Origin of the sequence: Peptostreptococcus russellii, from assembly GCF_900110295.1 — a bacterium.
GTDB lineage: Bacteria > Bacillota > Clostridia > Peptostreptococcales > Peptostreptococcaceae > Peptostreptococcus > Peptostreptococcus russellii_A.
Genome location: NZ_FODF01000001.1, coordinates 240,384 through 264,483 on the forward strand (window position 1 = coordinate 240,384; position 24,100 = coordinate 264,483).

Sequence of the window (24,100 nt, forward strand, 5' to 3'; positions counted from 1 at the left end):
TTTTGAAAAAAGGCTTTATAATATTTACGAGACTACCAATTCCTGGACAAACTAAGACTAGGTTAGAAGGATGTCTAACTAAAAAGCAGTGTTCGGAACTCCATAAAAATATGTTAAAAGACCTTAATGAAACCTCTAAAAATATAGATGCAGATATTTTCATTTCATATACACCAAATGGTGATACGAAAATATTGTCTGAAATATTCACAGTAAAAAATAAAAAGTTCTCTCAAAGAGGAGAGGATATATGGTTTAGAATGTACGACTCTATGAACCGTGTTTTTAACATGGGATACGATAGAGTCGTTCTTATAGGTGCAGATATACCTGAAATGTCCTACAAACATATAAACAAGTCCTTTAAGGTCTTAGACAATGTTGATGTGGTAATTACACCAACAGAGGACAATGGATACTGTCTTATAGGGAGCAAAAAGCCCATAAAAGAAATATTTGAGATGTACAATGTATCTAAAGATAAGACAGTAATTGAAAATACTATTGCTCTAGTATGTGATGCAGGACTAACTGTACATATAAATGAGAAGCTACTTGATTTAGATGAAGGTGAGGACTTAGAAGAATTAACAAACTCAACTAGATACAGGAAACTTGATTTTGGAAATACAAGAAAGTATTTGAGAGAGAGAGGATATTAAGATAGGCATGATTGATATAAAAACTGTTGAAAATGCTATTAACAATAAAATATTTATGGAAAAGTATGCTCAGGGGAAAAACTTTCCCCTGAATTTTTGCTATTATAAAATAAATGTAGAAGAGTTGGCTAATGGTGAATATAACTATAACTATAAATTAAATATCAAAATAAAATATAATGAAAGAAATATTGAGGAAACTGCTGTTTTAAGGATAAATTACGGCAGTCAAATGCATCTTGATAATCAAATTGAATATGAATACAATGCACTTGAGTATCTTAAAGATACAGGACTTACACCATTTCCTATTTTTCTTGATACATCAAAAGATCTAATCGAAAAAGAATATTTGCTAATGAGTTTTATAGAAGGAAGGCAATTTGACTATAAAAAGGACTTGCTGTATGGTGCTAATTGCTTAGCGCAGATACACAAGTATAAGTCTAATCATAAGTTTGATTTTGTAGAGCCTAATGATCCTTTTGCGGCGATGATAGATGAATGCAAGGAAATGTATAGCAAATATGAGAAAAGCGACTTCTTTGATAAAGAAGTTGATAACAGAATAAAAATTATCTTTGAAAACGCAAACAAAAGACTAAAGGAAAGTAATATAGGAAACAAGTCTGAAAGAACACTTATAAATACTGAACTTAATTCTTCGAATTTTATAATGAAAGAAGAAAAGTGTTATCTTTTGGATTGGGAAAAACCGATTATAGGAGAAAAAGAACAAGATTTGGGACATTTTTTAGCTCCGACAACAACATTTTGGAAAACGGATATAATATTATCTAAAAAAGAAATTGATAATTTTATGGAGATTTATTATAAAATATATTATAATAAAAAAGATGTCAGTTCTTGTGAATTGAAATCAGATGATAAGTATATACTATTTAGGGAAAAAGTATATAAATATATTGTATTTAACTGTCTAAGAGGACTAACATGGTGTGCTATGGCTTGGGTTGAATACAATGATTCAGAAAAAACTCTTATAAATGAGTTTACATTTAACAAGCTTAAAGAATATTTGAAGTTGGATTTTATGGATAATATTATTGAAAGCTTTATATAAAACAAGATTTTTCGTGTGAGTTGCAACATTTAAATCGCACATTTCTCACACAGGTGTAGTTCGCAACTCACACTTAAAATATATTTGGAGAGATTGTTATGTCAAAAAATATATCTATAGTGATACCTATTTATAATGAATTTGAAAACGTTAAAAAGATAATTGATAACCTTATGTACCTTGAAGATGTGTATGAGGTTATTTTTGTTGACTCTTCGAATGACGATAAGTCAAAGAGCTATATAGAAAAAATGTCAGATAATATCAATTTAAAATATATTTCTTCTGAAAAAGGGCGAGCTTTACAGATGAATAGCGGATATAAAGAATCTACTGGAGATGTAGTTTTTTTTCTTCACTGCGATAGTATAGTAGAATTTGATCTAATTGAGAAAATTTCAAAGGCGGTGGAAGATGGAGTTGAATTTGGATGTCTGTCAATATATTTCGATGATAAAAGGTTACTTATGAAAATTTGCGGATATCAATCAAGGAAAAGAGCGGTAAAAAGAAAGATAGCCTTTGGTGATCAGGGAATGTTTTTTACAAGAGAACTATTTGATAAATTAGGTGGTTTCAAGGAGATTCCAATAATGGAAGATTATGATATTTCAATTAGAGCAAAAGAAGTTACAAGTCTAGTTCAAATAGATTCTAAAATAATTACATCATCTAGGAAATATTATCTAGGCAAAGGAATATTCAATAAAGGAATTCTTAGTTGTATAGGAATTCTGCTTACTATGTATGAGATGCAAGTTTTTCAAAAACAATTTAGAGAAGGTGTTTCACCAGAAGAAATAGTTAAAAAATATTATAAGTAATCCTTATAATATTTCATTAAAAATTATCGGAAAATTTAAAAGTATGCTAATATATAGTTAATAGATAATTATAATGGAGGGGGATAAATACAATGAGTATTGAAAAGGTAAGAGATTACTTTGAAGATTTAGATACAGATAAGGAGATATTAGAATTTGATTTAAGCAGTGCAACTGTAGAACTTGCAGCAGTTGCAGTCGGAACTGAGGAGGCTAGAATAGCTAAGACTTTAAGTTTTATAACTAAAAAAGGACCAATATTGATAGTTACTTCAGGAGATGCAAAGGTGGACAATAAAAAGTACAAGACAGAGTTTCACTGCAAGGCTAAAATGGTTCCATTTGACGAAGCAGAAGAGATAATAGGTCATAAAGTGGGTGGTATATGCCCGTTTGCCATAAAAGAAAACGTAGAGGTATACTTAGATAATAGCTTAAGGAGATTTGATACATCATTCCCAGCAGCAGGAAGTGATAACTCAGCAATAGAATTTACATGTGAAGAGTTAGAAAAATACTCTCAAAACTTTGTAAGTTGGGTAGATGTTTGTAAGATAGTTTAAAAGTATTATATATCAAAACAATAGTTTATATATAATAAAAAGCTATAGAAAGATATAATTGAGTGCTATTATCATTTAAAAGCTTTGGGTTGTGTTTAGCTATAGTAAACAAATAAAAAATTTATAAAAACTCAAGTTCATTGATACTAAATTTTTTAATCATATTATTAAATAAAATTATAATATGTAAACGTTCTATACGTTGAAATTAAAGGGAATAATAAGAAAATAAAAAACATACAGGAAAAACAGGAAAAATGGCGTTAAAAACTTAACGTTAAAAATAACGAAATTAAAAACCAAGAAAGGCTATTGTAAATAGTCTTTTTTTTATGTATAATGAGTTCATAGTTAAGCTTAACAAGAGAATTAGAAAGAAAGTAGCTACTTCCGATATCAAAGTAATTAATAATTGCAGAAGAGAAAAGGAAGGTTATATTTATGGACAAACGGTGTATATTTAAAAGGTTGTGTATGGTTACAATAGGAACTTTTATATTATCGTTTGGTATTTACAATTTTTATTATCAAAACGGAATTACAGAAGGTGGAGTATTAGGTATACTCCTTATACTTAAAAATATGTTTGGGGTAGAAGTATCAATATCAAATATATTAATAGATGGAATACTGATATTAATCGGTTTTAAAGTTTTAGGAAAAGAGTTTTTCGGATATACATTATTTGCATCATTTGCATTTTCTGTTATATATGGAATACTAGAAAAAGTAGGTTTCCTTGTAACAGTAAATAATGATTTAATGGCAGCAATACTTGGTGGAGCGTCAGTGGGTATAGGTTGCGCAATAATAATGAATGCAGGTGGAGCATCTGGCGGTGATGATGCTCTTGCAATAGTGTTATCTAAATTGTTGAGATTTAGAATCGGTATAATATATCTTATAAGTGATGTTTCGGTTTTATTATTATCACTAGTGTATTTACCAATGAGATCAATGATGTACTCAATAGTTGCAGTAGTCATAAGCGGACAGGTAATCGACTTGCTGTACAAGGAAAAGAAAAAGATTCCTACAGAAACAGCTGTTGCAGGCAAAGTTAAAGAAAATAAGCTTGCTGCATAATATATACAATTAGTGTATCACAATAGAATATAGTATATCTTTTAGTGATACAAATATTGTTTTTTAGAAAATATTATAGAAAAAATAGTAGCGAAGGTTGAATTTATTGCAAATAAAGCCTTCGTTTTTTTATGTAAATCTATAAAAAACTTAAGTAAGTGTCATAATAATCTAATTAAAAAGTGAAAAACTTAAAAGAATATGAAATATTAAAAATAAGTGTATATATATTGCATTATTTATTTAAATAGTATACAATAATTATGTAAGAAGGCAATATGTTATATACTAATAACTCATTATCTGGGGAGATAAGATATTTGAGTGAAAATAAATTAAATATTATATACTATACGGAGGACTGTAATGAAAACAAGAGTAGGATTAAATGGATTTGGTAGAATAGGTAGAGCTGTTTTAAGAATAGCAGAAAGTTCAAATGATTATGATTTTGAAGTAGTAGCTATAAATGCAAGAGCGGATGCTGAAACACTTGCTCATCTATTCCAGTACGATTCAAGTTATGGAATATTCCAGGGAGATGTTGAAGTTAAGAGTGAAGACTGTATATCAGTTAATGGAAGAGATATAGCAATTACAAGAGAAAACCATCCATCAGAAATACCATGGAAGGACTTAGGTGTTGATATAGTTGTAGAAAACACTGGTAAATTTAAAACTAGAAAAGATGCTATAGGGCATATAGATGCAGGAGCAAAGAAAGTCGTTATAACTTGTCCAGCTAAGGAAGAAGATATAACTGTAGTATTAGGTGTTAATCATGAAGATTATGATTCTGACCTACACAATATAGTATCTAACGCTTCATGTACTACAAACTGTCTTGCACCAGTAGCTAAGGTTATAGATGAAAAGTTCGGAATTGAAAATGGTATGATGACAACAGTTCATGCATATACAAATGATCAGAAGGTTCTTGACAAGACTCATAAAGATTTAAGAAGATCTAGAGCTTGTGGAGCTTCAATAATACCAACAACAACAGGTGCAGCAAAGGCTGTTTCACTAGTATTACCTCAGTTAAAGGGTAAATTAAATGGATTCTCACTAAGAGTGCCAACTCAGACTGTTTCAATAGTAGATTTAGTAGTAAATGTTAAGAAAAAAGATGTTACAGCAGAAGAAGTTAATGCAGCACTTAAAGAAGCATCTGAAAATGAATTAAAGGGTATTTTAGGATTTTCTGAAAAACCATTAGTATCTGTAGACTATAAGGGAGATTCAAGATCTTCAATAGTTGATGGTTTATCAACTATGGTAATGGAAGATGGTCTTGTAAAGATTCTTTCTTGGTATGATAATGAATGGGCATATGCAGTTAGATCAGCTGACCTAGTAAATTTAATTTGTGATAAACTATCTAAGTAGATAAAAATATAAATTGAGAATAAAATGAAATTTTTTATTCATTTTATATAGCTTCAAGAAAAAAGAAATCGTTTTTTTTGAGCTTGTTAATAAAAAAAATAAATTAAAAGGTACTCTATTTTATAGAGTACCTTTTTTGTATGAAAAGCGATATGGTAAACAACTTGTATTTCTATTGTATAAGATTAATATTATAATGGAAATAATTAAAAAAACTTTTAAAATAATAGATAAAATCTTAAACTACTAAACATTTAAAAAACATAAAAATATAGAAATGTTTTAGTTATAGTAAGTTTTATGTTCATAATAATAAACAGTAATTTCTAAATAGTTGCAAAAATGAAGGAAATGTGCTATAATTTTAACTTAACAAATATATTACTCCGTTGAATTTTTTTATAGTCTTAAAAATAAACAACTTTAATTGACTTAATTAATTGTGAATTTCTATTTCACAAGTATTCTATATTTAACATTATTACTCAATAAACGTTAAAAAAGGGGAAGATAGCAATGAAAGAAACTAATAAAAAAATCAACAATGAAGAAAGATATGAAAAAGTTTTATCGGAAAAAGATATATTTGCAATAGCATTTGGTGCAATGATAGGATGGGGCTGGGTAATACTAGCTGGTTATTGGATAAGAGGAGCAGGCTCTATAGGAGCTATGATTGCCTTTGTAATTGCAGGTATGATGATAATCTTTGAGGGCTTAATATTTGCAGAATTAACAAGTGCAATGCCACTTAACGGTGGTGAGCAGAAATTTAGTATGAGAGCGATGGGTAAAAATGGCTCTTTTGTTTGTACTTGGGGTATTATCCTAAGTTATATAAGTGTAACTGCTTTTGAAGCATGCGCTTTACCATCGGTTTTACAATATATATTCCCGGGAATTTTAAAGGGATATATGTATACGATTGCAGGTTTTAAAGTCTATGCTTCTTGGGTAGCTATAGGTTCTATTTCTGCATTTATACTGATGCTAATAAATATTAAGGGCGCTGGATCAGCTGCCAAGCTTCAAAATTTTCTTACATATGTAATCGCAGCAATAGGAATATTATTGATTGCTTTAGCGGTTATCAAGGGAGATACAATGAATATGCACCCATTCTTTGAGAATGGATATAAGGGCGTTTTATCAGTAGCTGTAATGACACCATTTATGTTTCTAGGATTTGATGTTATACCACAAGCTGCAGAAGAAATAGACGTTCCATTAAAGAGAATCGGGAAAATAATGATTTTATCAATTCTAATGGCAGTAATATGGTATATTGCAATAATATTTGCGGTTTCTCTTGCAATGAATGCAAATGAAATAAATTCTGCCAATCTAGTTACAGCAGATGCCATGAAAAAACTTTGGAACAACAAAGAAATCGCTGCGAATATAGTTATTATAGGTGGAGCAGCAGGCATACTTACAAGTTGGAATTCATTTTTTATAGGAGGTAGCAGGGCAATCTGTGCACTTTCTGAAGCAAAATTAATTCCAGAAATATTTTCTAAACATCACAAGAAATTTAAAACACCATATGTGTCTATATTATTAGTAGGAACATTATCTATGATAGCACCTTTCTTTGGAAAGGAAATGCTTACTTGGCTTACAAATGCAGGTAGTTTTGGTGCAGTTGTAGCTTATTTCTGTGTGGCAATATCATTTATTTTACTTAGAAAAAATGAGCCTGAATTAGAAAGACCATACAAGATTAAATATCCAAAGCTTGTTGGAACTATGGCAGTTCTTCTAACAGGAGGGATGTTAATACTATATATTCCAGGAATGCCTTCAGGATTTAAAATTCAAGAATTCACAATAGTACTAGGATGGATTATTTTAGGAGCGGCTTCATATTACCTATCTTTAAGAAAGTGGAGAAAAAGAGGTTATACAGATGAAATGCTTTTTGGAGATATTCCATATTATCAGAGAAAAAAGAAAAAAGAAAATAAAAACAGTAACGAGAAAAGATAATGAGAAAATAGAAAATTAATAAGATATTAAGGTAGAGAAATATACCTAAATAGTTGTTTATAGAAATCCGGCTGTATCAAAATGCAGTCGGGTTTATTTTATATGAAAAAAATATAAAAATATATAGAATACACAGCTATAATTAAAATAGATTAGCTCTATAGTATAAAAACTTATTTATATAACTTTACTGGTTTTTTCTTAAAAAACAAAAAAGAAAATAATACGTTTTCATTTGCAGTATTATTTAATTTCAGCAAAATGAAATTAAATAATAATATTGATATATCTTTATTTCATTCGTTTTTTTAATCAAAAAATGAGTATGTATCTAGTTTATGTGTTATAATAAAAGAATACAAAAGACAATTGTATATTGTGTTTTGTAGTAAAAAATGTTAATGAAGTTTTTAGGAGGTATGAGATGGAAGGTATCTATAATTTAGGAATAGATGTCGGGTCCACAACTGTAAAAGCCGTAGTTTTATCTGAAGACGATAATATTCTTTACAAAGAATATAGAAGACATTTTTCAGATGTAAAAAAGGCTGTTAGTGATCAATTAAAAGATATATTTAAAAAGTTAGGTAATATAAATGTTAGAACTGTAATAACAGGTTCAGGTGGAATTGGTCTATCGAAGAAGGTAGGCATAAAGTTTGAGCAGGAAGTAATTTCTAGTACAGAGTCTATAAATCACTTTCACCCTGAAACAGACGCTGTAATCGAATTAGGCGGAGAAGATGCAAAGGTAACATTTTTATCTGGCGGCATAGACCAAAGAATGAATGGGATATGTGCAGGTGGAACAGGAGCCTTTATAGATCAGATGGCTAGCCTTCTTAAAACAGATGCAGCAGGACTGAATGAACTTGCAAAGAATTTTAAGGTTATATACCCCATAGCATCTAGATGTGGTGTATTTGCAAAGACAGATATTCAGCCTCTTATAAATGACGGTGCAAGTAAAGCAGACATTGCAATGAGTATATTTAATGCCGTTGTTGTGCAGACAGTTAGCGTTCTTTCATGTGGAAGAAAAATAGAAGGAAAGGTTGCCTTTTTAGGTGGTCCACTGTACTTCTTATCTGAACTTAGAAAACAGTTTGCAACTGTTTTGAAACTTGAAAGTGAGGATATAATTTTTCCTGAGAATGCTCAGCTATATGTAGCTATGGGTGCTGCTTTATTAGCAAGTAATGAAAACAGTCATAATCTTCAGGAACTAATAGATAGAGTAGTTTCAATAGAAACACTTGAAGATGGTAATAACGAAGAGATTATTCCATTGTTTAAGGATGAAAAAGAATATGAAGAGTTTTCTCAAAGACATGCAAAGGCAAAGGTTAAAACAAAAGATATTTATACTTACAGTGGTAATTGCTTCTTGGGAATAGATGCAGGCTCTACAACTACTAAGGCCGCCCTTATAAATGACGAGGGAGAGCTTCTGTATACTCACTATGGAAGTAATGAAGGTAGCCCTTTAAAAATGAGTATAAAGATTTTAAAGGATATATACTCTATACTTCCAGATAATTGCAAAATTGCAAGAGCAACAGTAACTGGATATGGAGAAGAACTAATAAAAAAGGCATTGAGAATGGATGAAGGCGAGATTGAAACCATTGCACATTATAAAGCGGCAAAATTCTTTAATCCAGATGTCGATTTTATATTGGATATAGGCGGACAAGATATGAAGTGTCTCAAGATAAAAAATGGAGTAATAGACCAAATCATATTAAATGAAGCTTGTTCATCAGGCTGTGGTTCCTTCCTTGAATCTTTTGCAAAATCACTTCACATGGATGTTATAGATTTTTCTAAAGAAGGAGTCTATGCAAAGAATCCAGTTGATCTTGGTTCTAGATGTACAGTTTTTATGAATTCTAGAGTGAAACAGGCACAAAAAGAAGGCGCTACAGTTTCGGATATATCTTCAGGACTCGCTTATTCGGTAGTAAAAAATGCACTATTTAAAGTAATAAAGCTAAGAGATGTAGAGGAATTAGGCGAAAATGTGGTAGTTCAAGGTGGAACATTCTACAATGACCTAGTACTTAGATCCTTTGAAATTTTAACAGAAAGAGAAGTTACAAGACCTAATATAGCAGGCTTAATGGGAGCTTTTGGCTGTGCTTTGATATCAAAAGAAAACTATAATGAAAATAAATCAAGCATACTTAATGAAGAAGAACTAAGTGATATAAGTGTGGAATCAAGTGTCACAAGATGTAAGGGATGTTCAAATAAGTGTTTGCTTACAATAAATAAATTCTCTGAAACGGAGATATTTGTATCGGGAAATAGATGTGAAGTAGGAGAAGCTATCTATACACATTCAAAAGTAAAAAGAGACAAAGATGTTATCAACCTTTATAAATACAAGTATGATAGGCTTTTTTCATATAAGTCTCTTGATGAAAAAGATGCAAAGAGAGGGAAGATTGGAGTTCCCAGAGTTCTTAATATGTATGAAAATTATCCTTTTTGGCATACTTTCTTAACTAAGCTAGGATTTTCTGTTGTTTTATCAGGAAAATCTTCAAAGAAAATATTTGAAAAAGGTATAAGTTCTATTGCGTCTGATACAGTATGTTATCCAGCAAAATTAGTTCATGGGCATATTGAAGATTTAATTGAAAAGGGTATAAAAACAATCTTTTATCCTTCAGTAACTCATGAGTTTAGGGAAGATCCAAATTCAGATAATCACTTTAATTGTCCAGTAGTTACTTCTTATCCAGAAGTAATAAAGAGTAATATGGATGATATAGAAGATAAAGATATAAAATATATAAATTTCTTTATTACACTTAATGACAAAGAAAAGTTGAAGAAAAGAATATTTACAGCTATGAAATATCATTATCCAGATATAAGTAAAAAAGAAATAAATGAGGCTGTAGATGCAGCAACTGAGGAATACAATTCTTTTAAGGCGGAAATAAGACGAAAGGGAGAAGAGGCAGTAGAACTTTTAGAGAAAGAAAATAAGAGAGGTATAGTTTTATCTGGAAGACCATATCATATTGATCCTGAGATAAACCACGGTATACCAGAGCTTATAAACTCTTTAGGAATGGCTGTTTTGACAGAGGATTCTATATGTCATCTTGCAAATATGAAAAGACCGCTTAGAGTTGTAGATCAGTGGGTATACCACTCAAGACTTTATAAAGCAGCTGCATTTTGTAAAGAACATGACAATTTGGACATGGTGCAGCTTAATTCATTTGGATGTGGTCTAGATGCTGTTACTACAGAACAGGTTGAAGAAATACTAAATGAAAAATCAAAAATACATACAGTAATAAAAATAGATGAAGGTAATAATCTAGGTGCTGCTAAAATAAGATTAAGATCTTTAAAGGCAGCAATTAAAGAAAGGGAAAAAAGTGGAATTAGACCTTCTCAGTTAGAAGAGAAAATTGTAAAATATCAGAAAAATACAAGGCTTAATCCTGAACATACGCTTTTAGCGCCACAGATGGCACCTATGCAGTTCCAGTTTGTAGAAAAGGCAGTTCGTGACTCAGGTCTTAAGGCAGTTGTTTTGAACAACAATTCTTCTGAGATAATAGAAGAAGGTTTAAGATATGTAAATAATGACGCTTGTTATCCAGCTATAATAGTTATAGGTCAGATAATACATGCACTAAAATCTGGTGAGTATGATCCAGAACATACAACAGTTTTAATGAGCCAAACTGGTGGAGGATGTAGAGCGACAAACTATATATCTTTCCTTAGAAAGGCACTTAAATCAGCAGGATTTGAAAATGTACCAGTAGTTTCTATTAGTGCAAGAGGTGTAGAGGACAATGGTCTTAAGGAGCATGTAAGTATAGGGCTTCTTAATAAACTAGTAATGGGGGTTCTTTATGGGGATCTTTTGATGAAGGTTCTTCTTAGAGTAAGACCATATGAAAAGTTTAAGGGAAGTGCAAATGCCCTTTACAAGAAATGGGTTGAAAAGTGCAAGGAATCATTATCCAATGGTAATATGAGAGAGTTTAAACAAAACATTAATGAAATAGTTAAGGACTTTGACACTCTAGAAATTACTGATGAAAAGAAACCAAAGGTGGGATTAGTTGGAGAGATATTAGTTAAGTTTAGCCCTATTGCAAATAATGACTTGGTTTCAATTCTTGAAAAAGAAGGAGCTGAAGCAGTCGTTCCAGAATTGATAAATTTCTTCCTTGCAGCAGCATATAATAGTGTTTATAAAAAGGAAAATTTAGAAGGAACTTTTAAATCAATGGTCGGTGGAAAAGCAATAGTTAAGATTATAGAAATGTATCAAAAAACATACTACACTGCTTTGAGAAAGAGCAAAAGATTTGAAGCTCCTAAGAGAATTTCGGATATTGCACAATTTACAAAAAGATTTGTATCTTTGGGTAATCAAACAGGTGAAGGCTGGCTATTACCTGGAGAAATGTTAGAGCTATTAGAAAGTGGATGCAATAATATAGTTTGTATGCAGCCTTTTGGTTGTTTACCAAATCATATAATAGGAAAGGGTGTTATAAAGGGAATAAAGAAAGAATACCCTAAGGCAAATATAATACCAATTGACTATGATGCGTCTGCAACATCTGTAAACCAACTTAATAGAATTAAACTAATGCTTTCAACAGCATTTGACGAAATAAATAACAATCAAAAAGAAGATAATAAATTTAGAGAGATCGACTTAAACTCAGTAAGTAGATAGAAAAATAAAATAGTATGCTCTACAATGTAGAGCATACTATTTTATAATTTAAAAATGTAACAAGTGAAAGGGATAATATGAATATAACTAATGAGGCCATAGAGTCTTTATATAAAAACAATGCTATCAACGAAGAGATAGTGATTTACCAAGGGAAGTTTTGTATATATACAGATCGAAAAATAAAGTGTGATGGTGTCATAACTTATAAAATAACTGAACCAGTATCAATAAACTTTTCAGCGAAGGTTTATCAGTTTGACGAGGTGTCAGAAGTAATTGATTATAAATCTTTTGATAATGCTAAATTAGAAATAGTAGGATATAAGCTTATGGATATTGAAATACAAAGCTTTAAGAATGGTAGGGTAATAGGATATGTAAATGATATGATATTAAAATCAAAGGATAATTCTGTTGACTACATTCAATTTGATATTATAAATATGGATAAAATTCCTGGTAAGCTTGTAAAATATAAGGATTTAGTATATGCAGGCAGAATAGAGTTTAATATAAATGACTATAAAATAATTATAGATAAAAGTTATGACTACAATAAAGAGCTACATAGTGAACTAGTATCAAAAAATGGTTCGATAATTACTCATACTGGAAGAATATATAAAAATAATATGGAGTCTTTTAAAACAAAAAATATAGATGAACTTATTCATAGAATAGCAACTGCACTTAGCTTTTCTTGTGGAAGATATATTAATATTCCAAATGCGTTTGGATTTAAAGATGATAAAAATACATATAGAGCATGGTACAAGATGATGTCAACTGATTATAGATTTGTATTTAAATGGACTACTACAATATCAAATTACCATAACTTTGAAAAATATATGTCCTTAATGTGTAAGAAATTAGAAAACTCATATTACAATAATACTATTCAAAATATAGTTGATTGGTATATAGGAGCTTTAAATGGAGTTAATATGGGAAATAATATAATCTCAATACAAACAGCTTTAGAAATGCTTTCTTATGTTGTCTTAGTAGAAGATGAGTCGAAATTGAGCCAAGCTGAATATGATTCAAGACCTGCAAATCAAAATATAAGAGAGTTTCTTAAAGGTTGTTATATAGACAATAAAATACCAGAGAACTCTCATTTATCAGATGAAATAATCGACTTTTTTGATGATGGAGTAGATCTATTGACTTACTATAGAAATTCCGTTGTTCATCCAAGCAAAAGAAAAAGAAATATCCATCTAGAATTTGAAGATATGTGGAATACTATTCTTTTAGGAGTAAATTATATTGAATTAGCTATTTTATATATTATTAACTACAGAGGCGAGTATACAAATCGTTTTAAAGACTATTGTTTTGGTGATGTGAATATAGTTCCTTGGGCTAAATTAAAATAATTCAAAAAAACTATTGACTTTTTTTGAAAGTTGTAATACACTCAATACAACATCAAAATAAGCTAGTGACGAAGACAGGAAATAGTAGTTATGACTTAGTTGAACAGAGAGTTGCCGTTTGGTGAGAGGCGCGTATACGAAGCATGGTGAACACATCCTCGAGTCTGATACCGAATTAAAGTAGGCTATCACGGGAGTGCCCGTTACAGCACCAGGGTATGATGGTACCTAGTGAGGTTATTATCGTGAGGTAATGATAAATAGAGGTGGGAACACGAAGTATAGATATTAATACTCTCGTCCTCTGACGTAGTCAGAGGATGGGAGTTTTTTTATTTCTTAGTTTAAGAGAATCTTTCAAGTGTTTAGAAAAATCTTATTAAAATAGCGCGCATCACTGAAGAGTAAAATTCATCGTTGACTACCGAATTCACATTATTAACAATAAGATAAATTAGGAGGAAATGAAAATGAAGAAAAATTTACTAAAAAAAATACTGTTATCAGTAGTGGGAGTGGCAGCTATTTCAAGTTTAGTGGCATGCACATCAAATAACAAGGAAGATAAATCAGCAAATGCAGCTAAGGATGACAATACAGTAATTGTAGGATTTGACAATACTTTTGTACCAATGGGATTTTTAGATGAAAAAAATAATATAGTAGGTTTTGATGTCGACTTGGCAAATGAAGCTTTCAAAAGAGCAGGATACAAAGCAAAGTTCGAAAATATAGATTGGAGCATGAAGGAACAAGCTCTTGATAATAAGACTGTAGATTGCTTATGGAATGGCTATAGTGTTACACCTGAAAGAGAAAAGAAAGTTGCCTTTTCAAAACCATATCTTGATAACAAACAAATTGCAATAACAAAATCCGATGAAGATTTTAAAAACATAACTGATTTAAAAGATCAAGCAGTAGGAACTCAGGCAGCATCTTCTGCTCTTGACGCAATAGAAAATGACAAAGAATTTTTAAACATGATCAAGGACAAACAAGCTACTACATATGACACATATGACAAGGCATTAAGAGATTTAGAAATAGGGAGAACAAAGGCTGTGGTAGGAGATGAAGTTCTATTAAAGTACTATATCAAGCAGAGAGATCCTAACAAATATAAAGTTCTTGAAGGTGATTTAGGAAGTGAAAAATACGCAGTAGGATTTAGAAAAGATGACAAGGAATTAAGAGAAAAACTAGATAAGGCACTTGATGAAATGAAAAAAGACGGAACTTTCAAAAAAATAGAAGATAAATGGTTTAAATAAAAAGTAATTGTGCTTATGATAGACAATCAAGTAAGGATTATTAGTAGAGTTAGTTTGAGAGTATTTTTAAGAAAATAAAAGAGAAATATAAAAATAAGATAAGAAAATAAAAGTAATAAGCGTGGAGGAAATAAAATGATTGATGGAGTAAAAATTGTATTGGAAATATTTGTATTAACCACAGTGTTTTCAATACCATTAGGTATACTGGTAGCTTTCCTAAGACTATCAAAGAGTAAAGTAGCAAGGTCTATTACAGGCTTCTATATTTGGATAATGAGAGGAACGCCCTTGCTTCTTCAGATGATGTTTTTATACTATGGACTTCCTATAGTAAGTCAAAAATTGGTATTTAATCAGATGACAATAGCACTATTTGCATTTACAGTAAACTATGCAGCATACTATGCTGAAATATTTAGGTCGGGATTTATGTCAATTGATAAGGGGCAGTTTGAAGCAGCGCAGGTAATGGGCTTTGATAAGATTACGATGTATAGACGAATAATACTGCCACAAGTATTTAAAAGAGTTTTACCACCAGTATCTAATGAACTGATCAATCTTGTAAAAGATACTTCATTAGTATATATATTAGGGCTAAATGATTTATTTAGAATAGCTTTAATAGCAAGTAATAGAGAAGTAAGCTTTATGCCATTTGTGTATGTAGCAATTATATATCTTGTTATGACAGGACTTCTTACAAAGATTCTGTCAATGCTTGAAAATAAATATTCATATTATAATTAGGAGTGTTAGAGATGTTAAAAGTAGTAAATTTGAGAAAAAGTTTTAATAATGAAGAAGTTTTGAAGGGGATTTCTTTTGAAATAGATAAGGGTGAGATAGGAGTAGTACTTGGAAAGTCTGGAGCAGGTAAAACAACTTTAATGAGATGTATAACTGGCCTTGAAAGTTTTGATAGTGGCGAGATAGTAGTAGATGAAACTGAAATTAGCAGAAGTTCTGAAATAAAAAAGCTTAGAGGAAAAATAGGAATGGTTTTTCAAAATTTCAACTTATTCCCACACTTATCTGTTCTAGAAAATATAATAGAAGCACCAGTAAATGTTTTCAAGAGAGATCGAAAAGAAACCACAAAGTTTGCTATGGAGCTACTAGAGATGGTAGGCTTGTCTGATAAAAAAGAATTCTATCCTTGTGAGCTGTCAGGTGGTCAACAACAAAGAGTTGCAATAGCTAGAAGTTGTGCATTGATGCCCAAAGTTTTATGCTTTGATGAACCTACATCGGCCTTAGACAGAGAAAATATAGATAAGGTTATAGAAATAATAGAAACTTGTAAAAAAAATGGAATGGCAATTCTTATAATAACACATGACAATGTTTTTTCAGAAAAAATAGCAGACAAGACTATATATATAGAAGACGGTCTTATCTTAGATGAGCAGGTTATTTAGGCAATAGTTATTAAATAAAAATTCTATCAATCATTACAGCCCTAGTTAATTATACTAGGGTTGTTTTTATAAAATAAATATAAATTTTCTATAATAAATAGCATTTTCAGAAAAAGAAGACTCTATAAGAAAAGCTTAATAAAAAAGAAAATGGCTTGGATACAAGCTTTTAGCCTATAGCAGTTGCTAATATGCCTATAAAAGGGTATAATTAAAATGTTATATATTTATACACAAATTAGAATAACATGGAGGTAATATGAAATATAAATATACATTAATATCGCCTTGTTTCTTTGGTATGGAAAAGATGCTTGCCAATGAAATAAAGGCTCTAGGTTTTGAAATTGAAAAAACAGAAGACGGAAGAATTACATACAAAACAGATGAATACGGTATAGCAAAGGCTAATATGTGGCTAAGATGCGCTGAGAGAGTAAATCTTAAAGTTGCTGAATTCAAGGCAACTTCATTTGAAGAACTATATGATAAGACAAGAGCCATAGACTGGTCTAGATTTATACCTTATGGTTCAGAATTTCCTGTTTCAAAGGCTTCTTCTATAAAGTCTAAGTTACACTCTACACCGGATATACAGTCTATAGTAAAAAAGGCAATAGTAGATAGTTTGAAGGAAAAGTATCTTGAAAAAGGTATGTTAAAAGAGGACAAGGAAAAGTATCCTATTTATGTATTTATACATAAGGACAAGGTTGTTCTTTCTATAGATACTAGTGGAGTTGCGCTTCATAAAAGAGGATACAGAGAAAAATCAAACAAGGCTCCAATAAGAGAAACATTAGCGGCAGGTCTAGTTTATTTGACTCCTTGGAGAGCAGGAAGAACTTTAGTAGACCCTATGTGTGGTTCAGGTACAATACTGATAGAAGCAGCAATGATGGGAATAAATATGGCTCCAGGTCTTAATAGAGAGTTTATTGCAGAAAAATGGAGAACTATTGACAAAAAGATATGGTGGGATACTAGAAGAGAAGCGTTTGAACAATTAAAAGATGATGAAGATTTTATGATCTATGGATATGATATAGATTCAGAAACAATTGAAATCGCAAAAGAAAATGCTGAGATAGCAGGAGTTGAAAAATATATAAAATTCCAAGTAGGAGATGCTAGAAAGTTCACTAGTGATGAAGAATATGGATTCCTAATAAGCAATCCTCCATATGGAGAAAGACTTGAAGATGAAGAAAGTATAAAAATTCTTTATAAAGAATTAGGATATATGTGTAGAAAACTAAAAAACTGGTCTTATTTTATAATTACATCATATGATAATTTTGAATATGAATTCGGAGAGAAATCAACTAGAAATAGAAAACTTTATAATGGTATGCTTAAAACATATTATTATCAGTATCTAGGTCCTAAACCACCAAGAAAAGATAAGTAATATGTGTATAGGGAGGAAAGAAAAAGTGAAATTGAAAATGAAATTATTAATGCTTTTCTGCTGCTTTTTCATATCGGCATGCTTAACTGGATGTAAAACAGAGTCAATGAAATCACCGGAAAAACTTTTGGAAAAGCCGGTAACAAATGAATTTAACTATAAAATTTACAATGACATAAGAAAACTAACTCCAATAGATACGACATTTATACTTCCTAAAAATGCAACTGAGGTCGGGAGAATAAATAAGATTGACCTAAATTCAGATGGTAATAAGGAAGTAATAGCGTTCAAAAAGAAAATAAATGAAAATCAAGATATGAATAGTATATATATGTATATATTTGAAAGTGAAGGAGATTCTATTGTAGATGATTCTGAGAGAATGGTAAGAATTTCAGGAGACAATATAAAATATGCAAACTTTGTAGATATAAATAATGATGGAAAAAAAGAAATTGTACTTCAGATTTCCAACAAGGGATTTGAAAATATATACATCTATAAATATGTAGATCAAACTGTAAAGAAGATGGCAGAATACAGTACATCTAAATATGCAATTAAATTAAATTTCTATGATTATAATAGCAGTGGTAAAGAGGAAGGTCTTGCTATTTTACAGGACTTAACTAGTTTCGATGCAATTCTTTCAAAGGTAAAAATAGAAGGCGAAGAAATAGTTTTTGACAAATTTGAAACATCGAAAAATATAGATAGCCTTGATAAAGTTGATATAATCAATGGAAAGGTTTCTAAAAATCAAAGAGGTAGCATGGTAGTTTACCAAAACTTTGATGGATCATTAGTTACACAAATTGTAGTCTATAGAGATGGAAAGTTTGTTAAAGCGTTTAGTGATGATGATGGAAAGTTAAAAAATCCGTCTCTTGTAAAACCATTCGATATAGACGGAGATGGTATTTTGGAAATACCGAAAATAGAATTTAAATTCTCAAATAACACTCCTAAGGAGTCCAATATAATCACTTGGTATGAGTGGAATGGACAAATCGGCAAGGAGAGTAGACTGAAGACAGAAAAACAGATATTCTACTGCTATGACTATAATTTTATGATTAGTATTCCTAATAGCATAGAAAAACAATTCTTTATTAAGCAAAAATATGGTACAAGTAAAAGCATATTTGAATTTTATTCAAGAAAAGCTGATGAAAGCTTAGAAAGATTATTTGAGATAGTAGTTGTTCAAAAAAATAGTGAAGAAGTGGATACAAAGGCTAAAACACAGAATCAAGAAGAATTTTCTAATGTTTTATCTGAAAATGAAGAATACACATACATATATAAGCCAATAAATAAAAAGTATTTAAAAGAATATAATATAAACTTTGAAACAATAAAAGAAAAATTTGAGATTATAAATAAATAGAGGAGGAAATATGGAAAAGATTCTAATTTTAGAAGATGAAATAGGTATCAGAAGTTTCGTAAGTATTAATCTTAAAAGAGAAGGATATGAGGTTATAGAAGCTGGAACTGGCTCAGAAGCCATTGAAAAACTTAATTCAGAAAAAAATATTTCTGTAGCTCTACTTGATATTATGCTGCCAGATATGAGCGGTATTGAAGTATGCAAGTACATAAGAGAGAACCATGATAATATAGGGGTTATTATGTTAACAGCAAAGTCTCAGGAAGAAGACAAAATAGAAGGTTTTGTTTCTGGAGCAGACGACTATATTATTAAGCCCTTTAGCATAAAAGAACTACTTGCAAGAGTTGCAGCACTTATAAGAAGAGTAAAGAAAAATAATGACTCTAAAAAGAACAATTTAATTGATTCACCGCCTTTTTTACTTGATCAAAATAAAAGAAAGTTATTTAAAAATGGTGAAGAAGTCGATTTAACTCCTACAGAGTTCTCTATAGTAAAATATCTTATGATCAATGACAACAAAAGTCTAAGTAGAGATCAGATATTAGAAGAAGTTTGGGGTTCAGTAGTTTTATATGATTATAAGATAGTAGACGTTAATATTAGAAGAATCAGAAACAAGATAGAAGATGACCCATCAAAACCTAAATATATTCAGACAATTTGGGGTTATGGATATTCTTTTAGGAGAGGGGAATAATGGTACTACATTTTGGAGGATTAAGAAAAAAAGTTTTAAAAAACTTCATAATAGTTATCTTGCTTGTAGTTTTATCATTTGAAGTAATACTAACTCTATTTGCAACTAGACACTATTATGCCTCAGTAAAACAGGCTCTTATGTCACAAATAGCATATACAAATGCAGTTTATAATTCATCGTCAAATGACAATATGGGATTTTTAGACAAGGCTGAAAATATATTTGAAAACCAAGGCTATTCTCAAAATAATAAAATTGCAATTAATGTAATAGACAGGAATGGAAATGTTTTAATAGATCAATATGGTTTTAAGGGAAATGAAAAATGCAACTATCCTGATGTTAGACTTGCCATAAGAAATTCTAATAACATAACACCTATTACATATAAGGAGCATAATACAAATGAGAAAGTAATGAGTGTATCAGTTCCTATAAAGTCAAATGGTATAGTAGAAGGTGTAGTTAGGTACAGTATTTCTCTAAAGTATGTAGATAGAGAAATAACAAAAATAATAGTGTACCTATTCTTCCTAGGGGTATTAATTCTACTTGCCAGTGTAGCTTTGAGTTTGAAATTTGCAGACAGCTTGATTGAGCCTTTAAGTGAGCTTAAAATTTTCTCGAATATGCTTGCTAGAGGTAACTACAATATAAAAATGAATAAGGAAAGAATCTCAGATGACGAAATAGGTGATCTTGCAAGAACTTTTGAAAATATGGCTCAAGAAATACAAAAGAGTGAAAAATTAAAAGATGAGTTTATATCATCTATATCTCATGAGCTTAGAACTCCTCTTACATCAATAAATGGATGGAGTGAAACTCTTCAGTTGGACAATATTTCTAAAGAAGAGCTAAGTATGGGACTTAACATCATTCAAGATGAGACACAGAGGCTTATAAAACTTGTTGAAGAATTACTAGACTTTTCAAGGCTATCTTCAGATAGAATAAAATTAGATTTAGAAGAAGTTAATATTGAAAATTTAGTTGTAAGTGTAGTCAATCAGCTTAGAGCCATGGCAGTAGATAAAAATGTAAGGCTTACATTTGAATTTATGAAACAAGATATGCAGTTGATTTCAGGAGATAAGAATAGATTACGTCAAGTTCTTATAAACTTGATACAAAATGCAATTAAGTTTACGCCAAAGGATGGAAATATATTCGTAGGAGTAAATCAATTTGACCATGTTACTGAAATAGTAGTAAGAGACAATGGTATTGGTATATCTGAGCAAAATATATCCAAGGTATCTAAGAAGTTTTTCCAAGAGGACTTCAACAAGGCTGGAAGTGGCCTAGGTCTTGCAATAAGTGATGAAATCATTAAGTTGCACGGCGGAAAAATGATAATAAAAAGTAAGAAAAATGAAGGAACTGAAATTACTTTTACAATACAAAATAATTTAAAAAAATAGAGTCGGAGGAAAAAGTGAAGAAAGATTTAGGAAATGATAAAATCTCCAAACTTCTGCTGCAGTTAAGTGTACCAGCTATATTAAGTATGCTCATTGCCGCAATATATAATATCGTTGACAGGATATTTATTGGAAGAACAAATCCACTTGGGCTTACCGCAATAGGAATAACAATGCCATTTCAAGTAATACAAATGGCATTTGTTCTTCTTATAGGAGTAGGTGGATCGACATTAATGTCTATTAGATATGGAGAAGATGATATAGAGTCAGCAGAAAAGATTTTATTTAACTCGCTTTTATATATAATAATAAGTGAATTGCTACTTACTGTTTTATGCATAGTTTTTATGGAACCTATATTTAGCCTACTGGGAGTATCAAGCTCTGTAGAAGCTTATGCAAGGGATTATATACTTATAATTCTAATAGGTGGTGTTCCGGGGCTAACAGGATACTGTTTAAATAATATGGTGAGATCCCTTGGATTTTCAAAACAGTCCATGATAATTGTATTTACAAGTTCAGTTTTAAATATAGTTTTAGATGCTATTTTTATATTTGTTCTTGGTATGGGAGTAAAAGGAGCAGCGGTGGCGACTGTACTGTCACAAACTCTTGTAACAGTCTTTGTAATATACTTTTTTATTAAAAATAAAGATGTACCGGTTAAGCTAAAGTTTAAGAATAACAGTTACAATTTAAATACCATTAAGGAAATAACATCTAATGGATTGCCTAATTTTTATATGCAGATTTTTGGGACAGTCCTAGGGATACTTCTTAACAGATTTATTATACATTATGGAGGGGATTATCATCTTGCCTCTGTAACTATAATAACTTCCATAATGATGTTTTTCACTATGGTAATATACGGTATAAGTCAGGGGGCACAACCGATTATTGGTTACAATTTCGGTGCGAAAAAGATAGATAGAAGTATTTATGCATTAAAAAGTGCACTTGTGGTAATTATTATTGTTGCAGTTGTAGCACTTATTGTTTTAGAATTAGTACCTGGATTATTTGTAAAGCTATTTACGAATGAAGAAGAGCTTATAAGAATAACAAACCACAATATAAGACTATATATTTTGGGAATTCCTTTTATAGGTATACATTCTATAACTACGACATATTTTCAATCTATTAAAAAGCCGAAAATATCCTCTATCCTGTACATTCTTAAATATGGAGCAGTATTAATACCGCTTTTGTTTATTGTACCTAAGTTTATGGGAGTAGATGGAGTCTATCTTTCCAATGCACTTAGCGATACAATAGCTGGAGTAGTTGCTCTTATACTTTTACTAAAGGATATCAAGACTATGTCAAGGGAGGTGTAAAGCCTTGATAATAAATATGTTTAATGGATTTTGCATGGCTGTTGCAGATAGTGTACCCGGAGTATCAGGGGGGACAATAGCCTTTATACTAGGTTTTTATGAAGAACTTTTAGAATCCATTAATAATATTACAAGCGGAAATAAGGAAAATAGAAAAGAATCGATTATATTTATTTCAAAAATATTTCTTGGTTGGATTATAGGTATGACTTGTTCAGTTTTATTCCTATCAAAAATGTTTGGAAAAAATATATACACACTAAGTTCTTTGTTTATAGGTTTGACAGTTGCATCTATAATTTATATTTTAAAAAATGAAATTAAGACAATTGAGAAAAAAAAGAGCTATTTACTACTAACCTTAGCAGGAATAGTACTAGTAGTATTGATTTCAAGTTTCAGAGGTAAGTTTGTCAGAAGTGGAAATATAGTAATGTCAGATCTTGATTTAATAGAATATATTTATATTTTTATTTCGGGTATGATAACAATATCTGCAATGGTTCTTCCTGGAATATCTGGGTCTACACTTTTATTGATACTCGGTGCATACATACCTATAATTAATGCACTTGACAGACTATTGAATATGGACTTTAGTGTACTTTCTGGACTTTTAACTTTTATTGCAGGGATACTTTTTGGCATTGTTTTATCTGTAAGGGTAATAAGAAATGCCTTTAGACGACATAGAAGCAAAATGATATATTTTGTAATAGGTTTAACTCTTGGATCCCTACAGGCAATTAAGAATGGTCCAACTACAATGAGTGTATCTAAAGAAGCACTCAACCTTTCCAATTTCAGCATTACAGGCTTTCTAGTTGGAATAGTACTGCTATTGATACTAGAGTATATTAAGAACAGATCAATGAAAAAATATGTAAAATAGTAAAATATATTCCTTATGAATTATGATATAAAAATGATACTTCATAGGGAGTATTTTTTATACATTTATAAAAGTTTCAGAAAAATCTGTATAAATAAAGATATTTTTGAAAAATGAATAATAAAATAAAAACTATATAATATTCAGAAAATTCTTTAGGAAACAATTGTTTCCGTTAAAATTTTTTGATAAACTAAACTATTAATTAAATATTACTTAGGAAAATATTTTTTGCCTAAGAAAAAAGTTTTTAATTATGCAAGAAAAATTGCAAAAAGTTCTCTGAAATTTAACTATCTCGCCTTAGCGATTTTTTATTAAAAATCATTGTAGGGAAATCATAAAATAATATAAAGCCTCTGTATATACACATGGAAAAACAGATAAATTTTATAGAAAAAATAAAAGCCTATTATGGCTTTTTTTTAACGAAAAAACTTTTATAGAAAACCTTTTTTTCTTATGTTTTATTAAAAATAACATAATTTATTAAACGACACATCAGAAAAAATA

Annotated in this window: 19 protein-coding genes and 1 other annotated feature; all 19 genes read left to right on the top strand. The window is 30.2% G+C overall.

All coding sequences use genetic code 11. The annotated features are described in order from the left end of the window. Window positions 1-2 precede the first annotated feature (2 nt). The 19 genes from BMY82_RS01005 to BMY82_RS01090 all read left to right on the top strand — a co-directional run bounded on the left by BMY82_RS01005 (window position 3) and on the right by BMY82_RS01090 (window position 23,587). Entirely contained in the window at window positions 3-662 is a 660-nt protein-coding gene (locus BMY82_RS01005) for a TIGR04282 family arsenosugar biosynthesis glycosyltransferase (protein WP_091973459.1), read from the top strand. 7 nt (window positions 663-669) lie between these two features. Then, window positions 670-1,746 carry a phosphotransferase gene (locus tag BMY82_RS01010; RefSeq protein ID WP_091973462.1) on the top strand — a complete coding sequence of 359 codons (1,077 nt, stop codon included), beginning with the start codon at window positions 670-672 and terminating at the stop codon, window positions 1,744-1,746. Window positions 1,747-1,844: 98 nt separating this feature from the next. Then, a complete protein-coding gene (locus BMY82_RS01015; protein WP_091973466.1) occupies window positions 1,845-2,570 on the top strand; it encodes a TIGR04283 family arsenosugar biosynthesis glycosyltransferase in 726 nt (241 codons plus the stop codon). A gap of 92 nt (window positions 2,571-2,662) precedes the next feature. Then, complete coding sequence (locus BMY82_RS01020; RefSeq protein WP_091973469.1) at window positions 2,663-3,133, top strand: YbaK/EbsC family protein; 471 nt, start codon at window positions 2,663-2,665, stop codon at window positions 3,131-3,133. A gap of 332 nt (window positions 3,134-3,465) precedes the next feature. Next, window positions 3,466-3,597 carry a hypothetical protein gene (locus BMY82_RS09615; protein ID WP_278308720.1) on the top strand — a complete coding sequence of 44 codons (132 nt, stop codon included), beginning with the start codon at window positions 3,466-3,468 and terminating at the stop codon, window positions 3,595-3,597. Next, window positions 3,575-4,219 (top strand): YitT family protein, encoded by a 645-nt coding sequence (locus tag BMY82_RS01025; protein WP_091973472.1) that lies wholly within the window; start codon window positions 3,575-3,577, stop codon window positions 4,217-4,219. Before BMY82_RS09615 ends, BMY82_RS01025 begins: the two co-directional genes overlap by 23 nt. Before the next feature lie 366 nt (window positions 4,220-4,585). Then, on the top strand, window positions 4,586-5,608 hold the full coding sequence (gene gap, locus BMY82_RS01030; protein ID WP_091973476.1) for a type I glyceraldehyde-3-phosphate dehydrogenase: 1,023 nt from the start codon (window positions 4,586-4,588) through the stop codon (window positions 5,606-5,608). 516 nt (window positions 5,609-6,124) lie between these two features. After that, a complete protein-coding gene (locus BMY82_RS01035; protein ID WP_091973480.1) occupies window positions 6,125-7,597 on the top strand; it encodes an APC family permease in 1,473 nt (490 codons plus the stop codon). A 424-nt stretch (window positions 7,598-8,021) separates the two neighbouring features. Further along, the gene (locus BMY82_RS01040) at window positions 8,022-12,323 is read left to right on the top strand and encodes a 2-hydroxyacyl-CoA dehydratase (protein ID WP_091973483.1); all 4,302 of its coding nucleotides are present in this window, start codon (window positions 8,022-8,024) and stop codon (window positions 12,321-12,323) included. 77 nt (window positions 12,324-12,400) lie between these two features. Continuing rightward, the gene (locus tag BMY82_RS01045; protein ID WP_091973485.1) at window positions 12,401-13,711 is read left to right on the top strand and encodes a YopA family protein; all 1,311 of its coding nucleotides are present in this window, start codon (window positions 12,401-12,403) and stop codon (window positions 13,709-13,711) included. Window positions 13,712-13,773: 62 nt separating this feature from the next. After that, window positions 13,774-14,019 (top strand) — a binding site (T-box leader). Window positions 14,020-14,181: 162 nt separating this feature from the next. Continuing rightward, complete coding sequence (locus BMY82_RS01050) at window positions 14,182-14,985, top strand: amino acid ABC transporter substrate-binding protein (RefSeq protein WP_091973488.1); 804 nt, start codon at window positions 14,182-14,184, stop codon at window positions 14,983-14,985. 135 nt (window positions 14,986-15,120) lie between these two features. Further along, window positions 15,121-15,738, top strand: coding sequence for an amino acid ABC transporter permease (locus tag BMY82_RS01055; RefSeq protein WP_091973490.1), 618 nt, complete (start codon window positions 15,121-15,123; stop codon window positions 15,736-15,738). A gap of 11 nt (window positions 15,739-15,749) precedes the next feature. Next, window positions 15,750-16,409: an amino acid ABC transporter ATP-binding protein gene (locus tag BMY82_RS01060; protein ID WP_091973493.1), complete on the top strand. Its 660-nt coding sequence runs from the start codon at window positions 15,750-15,752 to the stop codon at window positions 16,407-16,409. A 259-nt stretch (window positions 16,410-16,668) separates the two neighbouring features. After that, entirely contained in the window at window positions 16,669-17,820 is a 1,152-nt protein-coding gene (locus BMY82_RS01065) for a THUMP domain-containing class I SAM-dependent RNA methyltransferase (RefSeq protein ID WP_091973497.1), read from the top strand. A 25-nt stretch (window positions 17,821-17,845) separates the two neighbouring features. Further along, window positions 17,846-19,213 carry an FG-GAP repeat domain-containing protein gene (locus BMY82_RS01070; RefSeq protein WP_091973499.1) on the top strand — a complete coding sequence of 456 codons (1,368 nt, stop codon included), beginning with the start codon at window positions 17,846-17,848 and terminating at the stop codon, window positions 19,211-19,213. A 10-nt stretch (window positions 19,214-19,223) separates the two neighbouring features. Beyond that, window positions 19,224-19,919, top strand: a complete 696-nt coding sequence (gene walR / locus BMY82_RS01075; RefSeq protein ID WP_091973501.1) for a cell wall metabolism DNA-binding response regulator WalR — start codon at window positions 19,224-19,226, stop codon at window positions 19,917-19,919. After that, window positions 19,919-21,346, top strand: coding sequence for an ATP-binding protein (locus tag BMY82_RS01080; RefSeq protein WP_091973504.1), 1,428 nt, complete (start codon window positions 19,919-19,921; stop codon window positions 21,344-21,346). The genes walR and BMY82_RS01080 overlap by 1 nt, the downstream gene beginning before the upstream one ends. Window positions 21,347-21,360: 14 nt before the next feature. Beyond that, window positions 21,361-22,695: an MATE family efflux transporter gene (locus BMY82_RS01085; RefSeq protein ID WP_091973507.1), complete on the top strand. Its 1,335-nt coding sequence runs from the start codon at window positions 21,361-21,363 to the stop codon at window positions 22,693-22,695. A 4-nt stretch (window positions 22,696-22,699) separates the two neighbouring features. Beyond that, window positions 22,700-23,587 carry a DUF368 domain-containing protein gene (locus BMY82_RS01090; protein ID WP_091973510.1) on the top strand — a complete coding sequence of 296 codons (888 nt, stop codon included), beginning with the start codon at window positions 22,700-22,702 and terminating at the stop codon, window positions 23,585-23,587. Window positions 23,588-24,100: the final 513 nt, after the last annotated feature.

Bases quoted from the DNA above. Each gene is read 5' to 3' on its own strand.
- BMY82_RS01035 (WP_091973480.1), top strand. From the start codon at position 6,125: ATGAAAGAAACTAATAAAAAAATCAACAATGAAGAAAGATATGAAAAA.
- walR (WP_091973501.1), top strand. From the start codon at position 19,224: ATGGAAAAGATTCTAATTTTAGAAGATGAAATAGGTATCAGAAGTTTC.
- BMY82_RS01010 (WP_091973462.1), top strand. From the start codon at position 670: ATGATTGATATAAAAACTGTTGAAAATGCTATTAACAATAAAATATTT.
- BMY82_RS01080 (WP_091973504.1), top strand. From the start codon at position 19,919: ATGGTACTACATTTTGGAGGATTAAGAAAAAAAGTTTTAAAAAACTTC.
- BMY82_RS01015 (WP_091973466.1), top strand. From the start codon at position 1,845: ATGTCAAAAAATATATCTATAGTGATACCTATTTATAATGAATTTGAA.
- BMY82_RS01055 (WP_091973490.1), top strand. From the start codon at position 15,121: ATGATTGATGGAGTAAAAATTGTATTGGAAATATTTGTATTAACCACA.
- BMY82_RS01065 (WP_091973497.1), top strand. From the start codon at position 16,669: ATGAAATATAAATATACATTAATATCGCCTTGTTTCTTTGGTATGGAA.
- gap (WP_091973476.1), top strand. From the start codon at position 4,586: ATGAAAACAAGAGTAGGATTAAATGGATTTGGTAGAATAGGTAGAGCT.
- BMY82_RS01040 (WP_091973483.1), top strand. From the start codon at position 8,022: ATGGAAGGTATCTATAATTTAGGAATAGATGTCGGGTCCACAACTGTA.
- BMY82_RS09615 (WP_278308720.1), top strand. From the start codon at position 3,466: ATGTATAATGAGTTCATAGTTAAGCTTAACAAGAGAATTAGAAAGAAA.
- BMY82_RS01020 (WP_091973469.1), top strand. From the start codon at position 2,663: ATGAGTATTGAAAAGGTAAGAGATTACTTTGAAGATTTAGATACAGAT.
- BMY82_RS01050 (WP_091973488.1), top strand. From the start codon at position 14,182: ATGAAGAAAAATTTACTAAAAAAAATACTGTTATCAGTAGTGGGAGTG.
- BMY82_RS01025 (WP_091973472.1), top strand. From the start codon at position 3,575: ATGGACAAACGGTGTATATTTAAAAGGTTGTGTATGGTTACAATAGGA.
- BMY82_RS01045 (WP_091973485.1), top strand. From the start codon at position 12,401: ATGAATATAACTAATGAGGCCATAGAGTCTTTATATAAAAACAATGCT.
- BMY82_RS01060 (WP_091973493.1), top strand. From the start codon at position 15,750: ATGTTAAAAGTAGTAAATTTGAGAAAAAGTTTTAATAATGAAGAAGTT.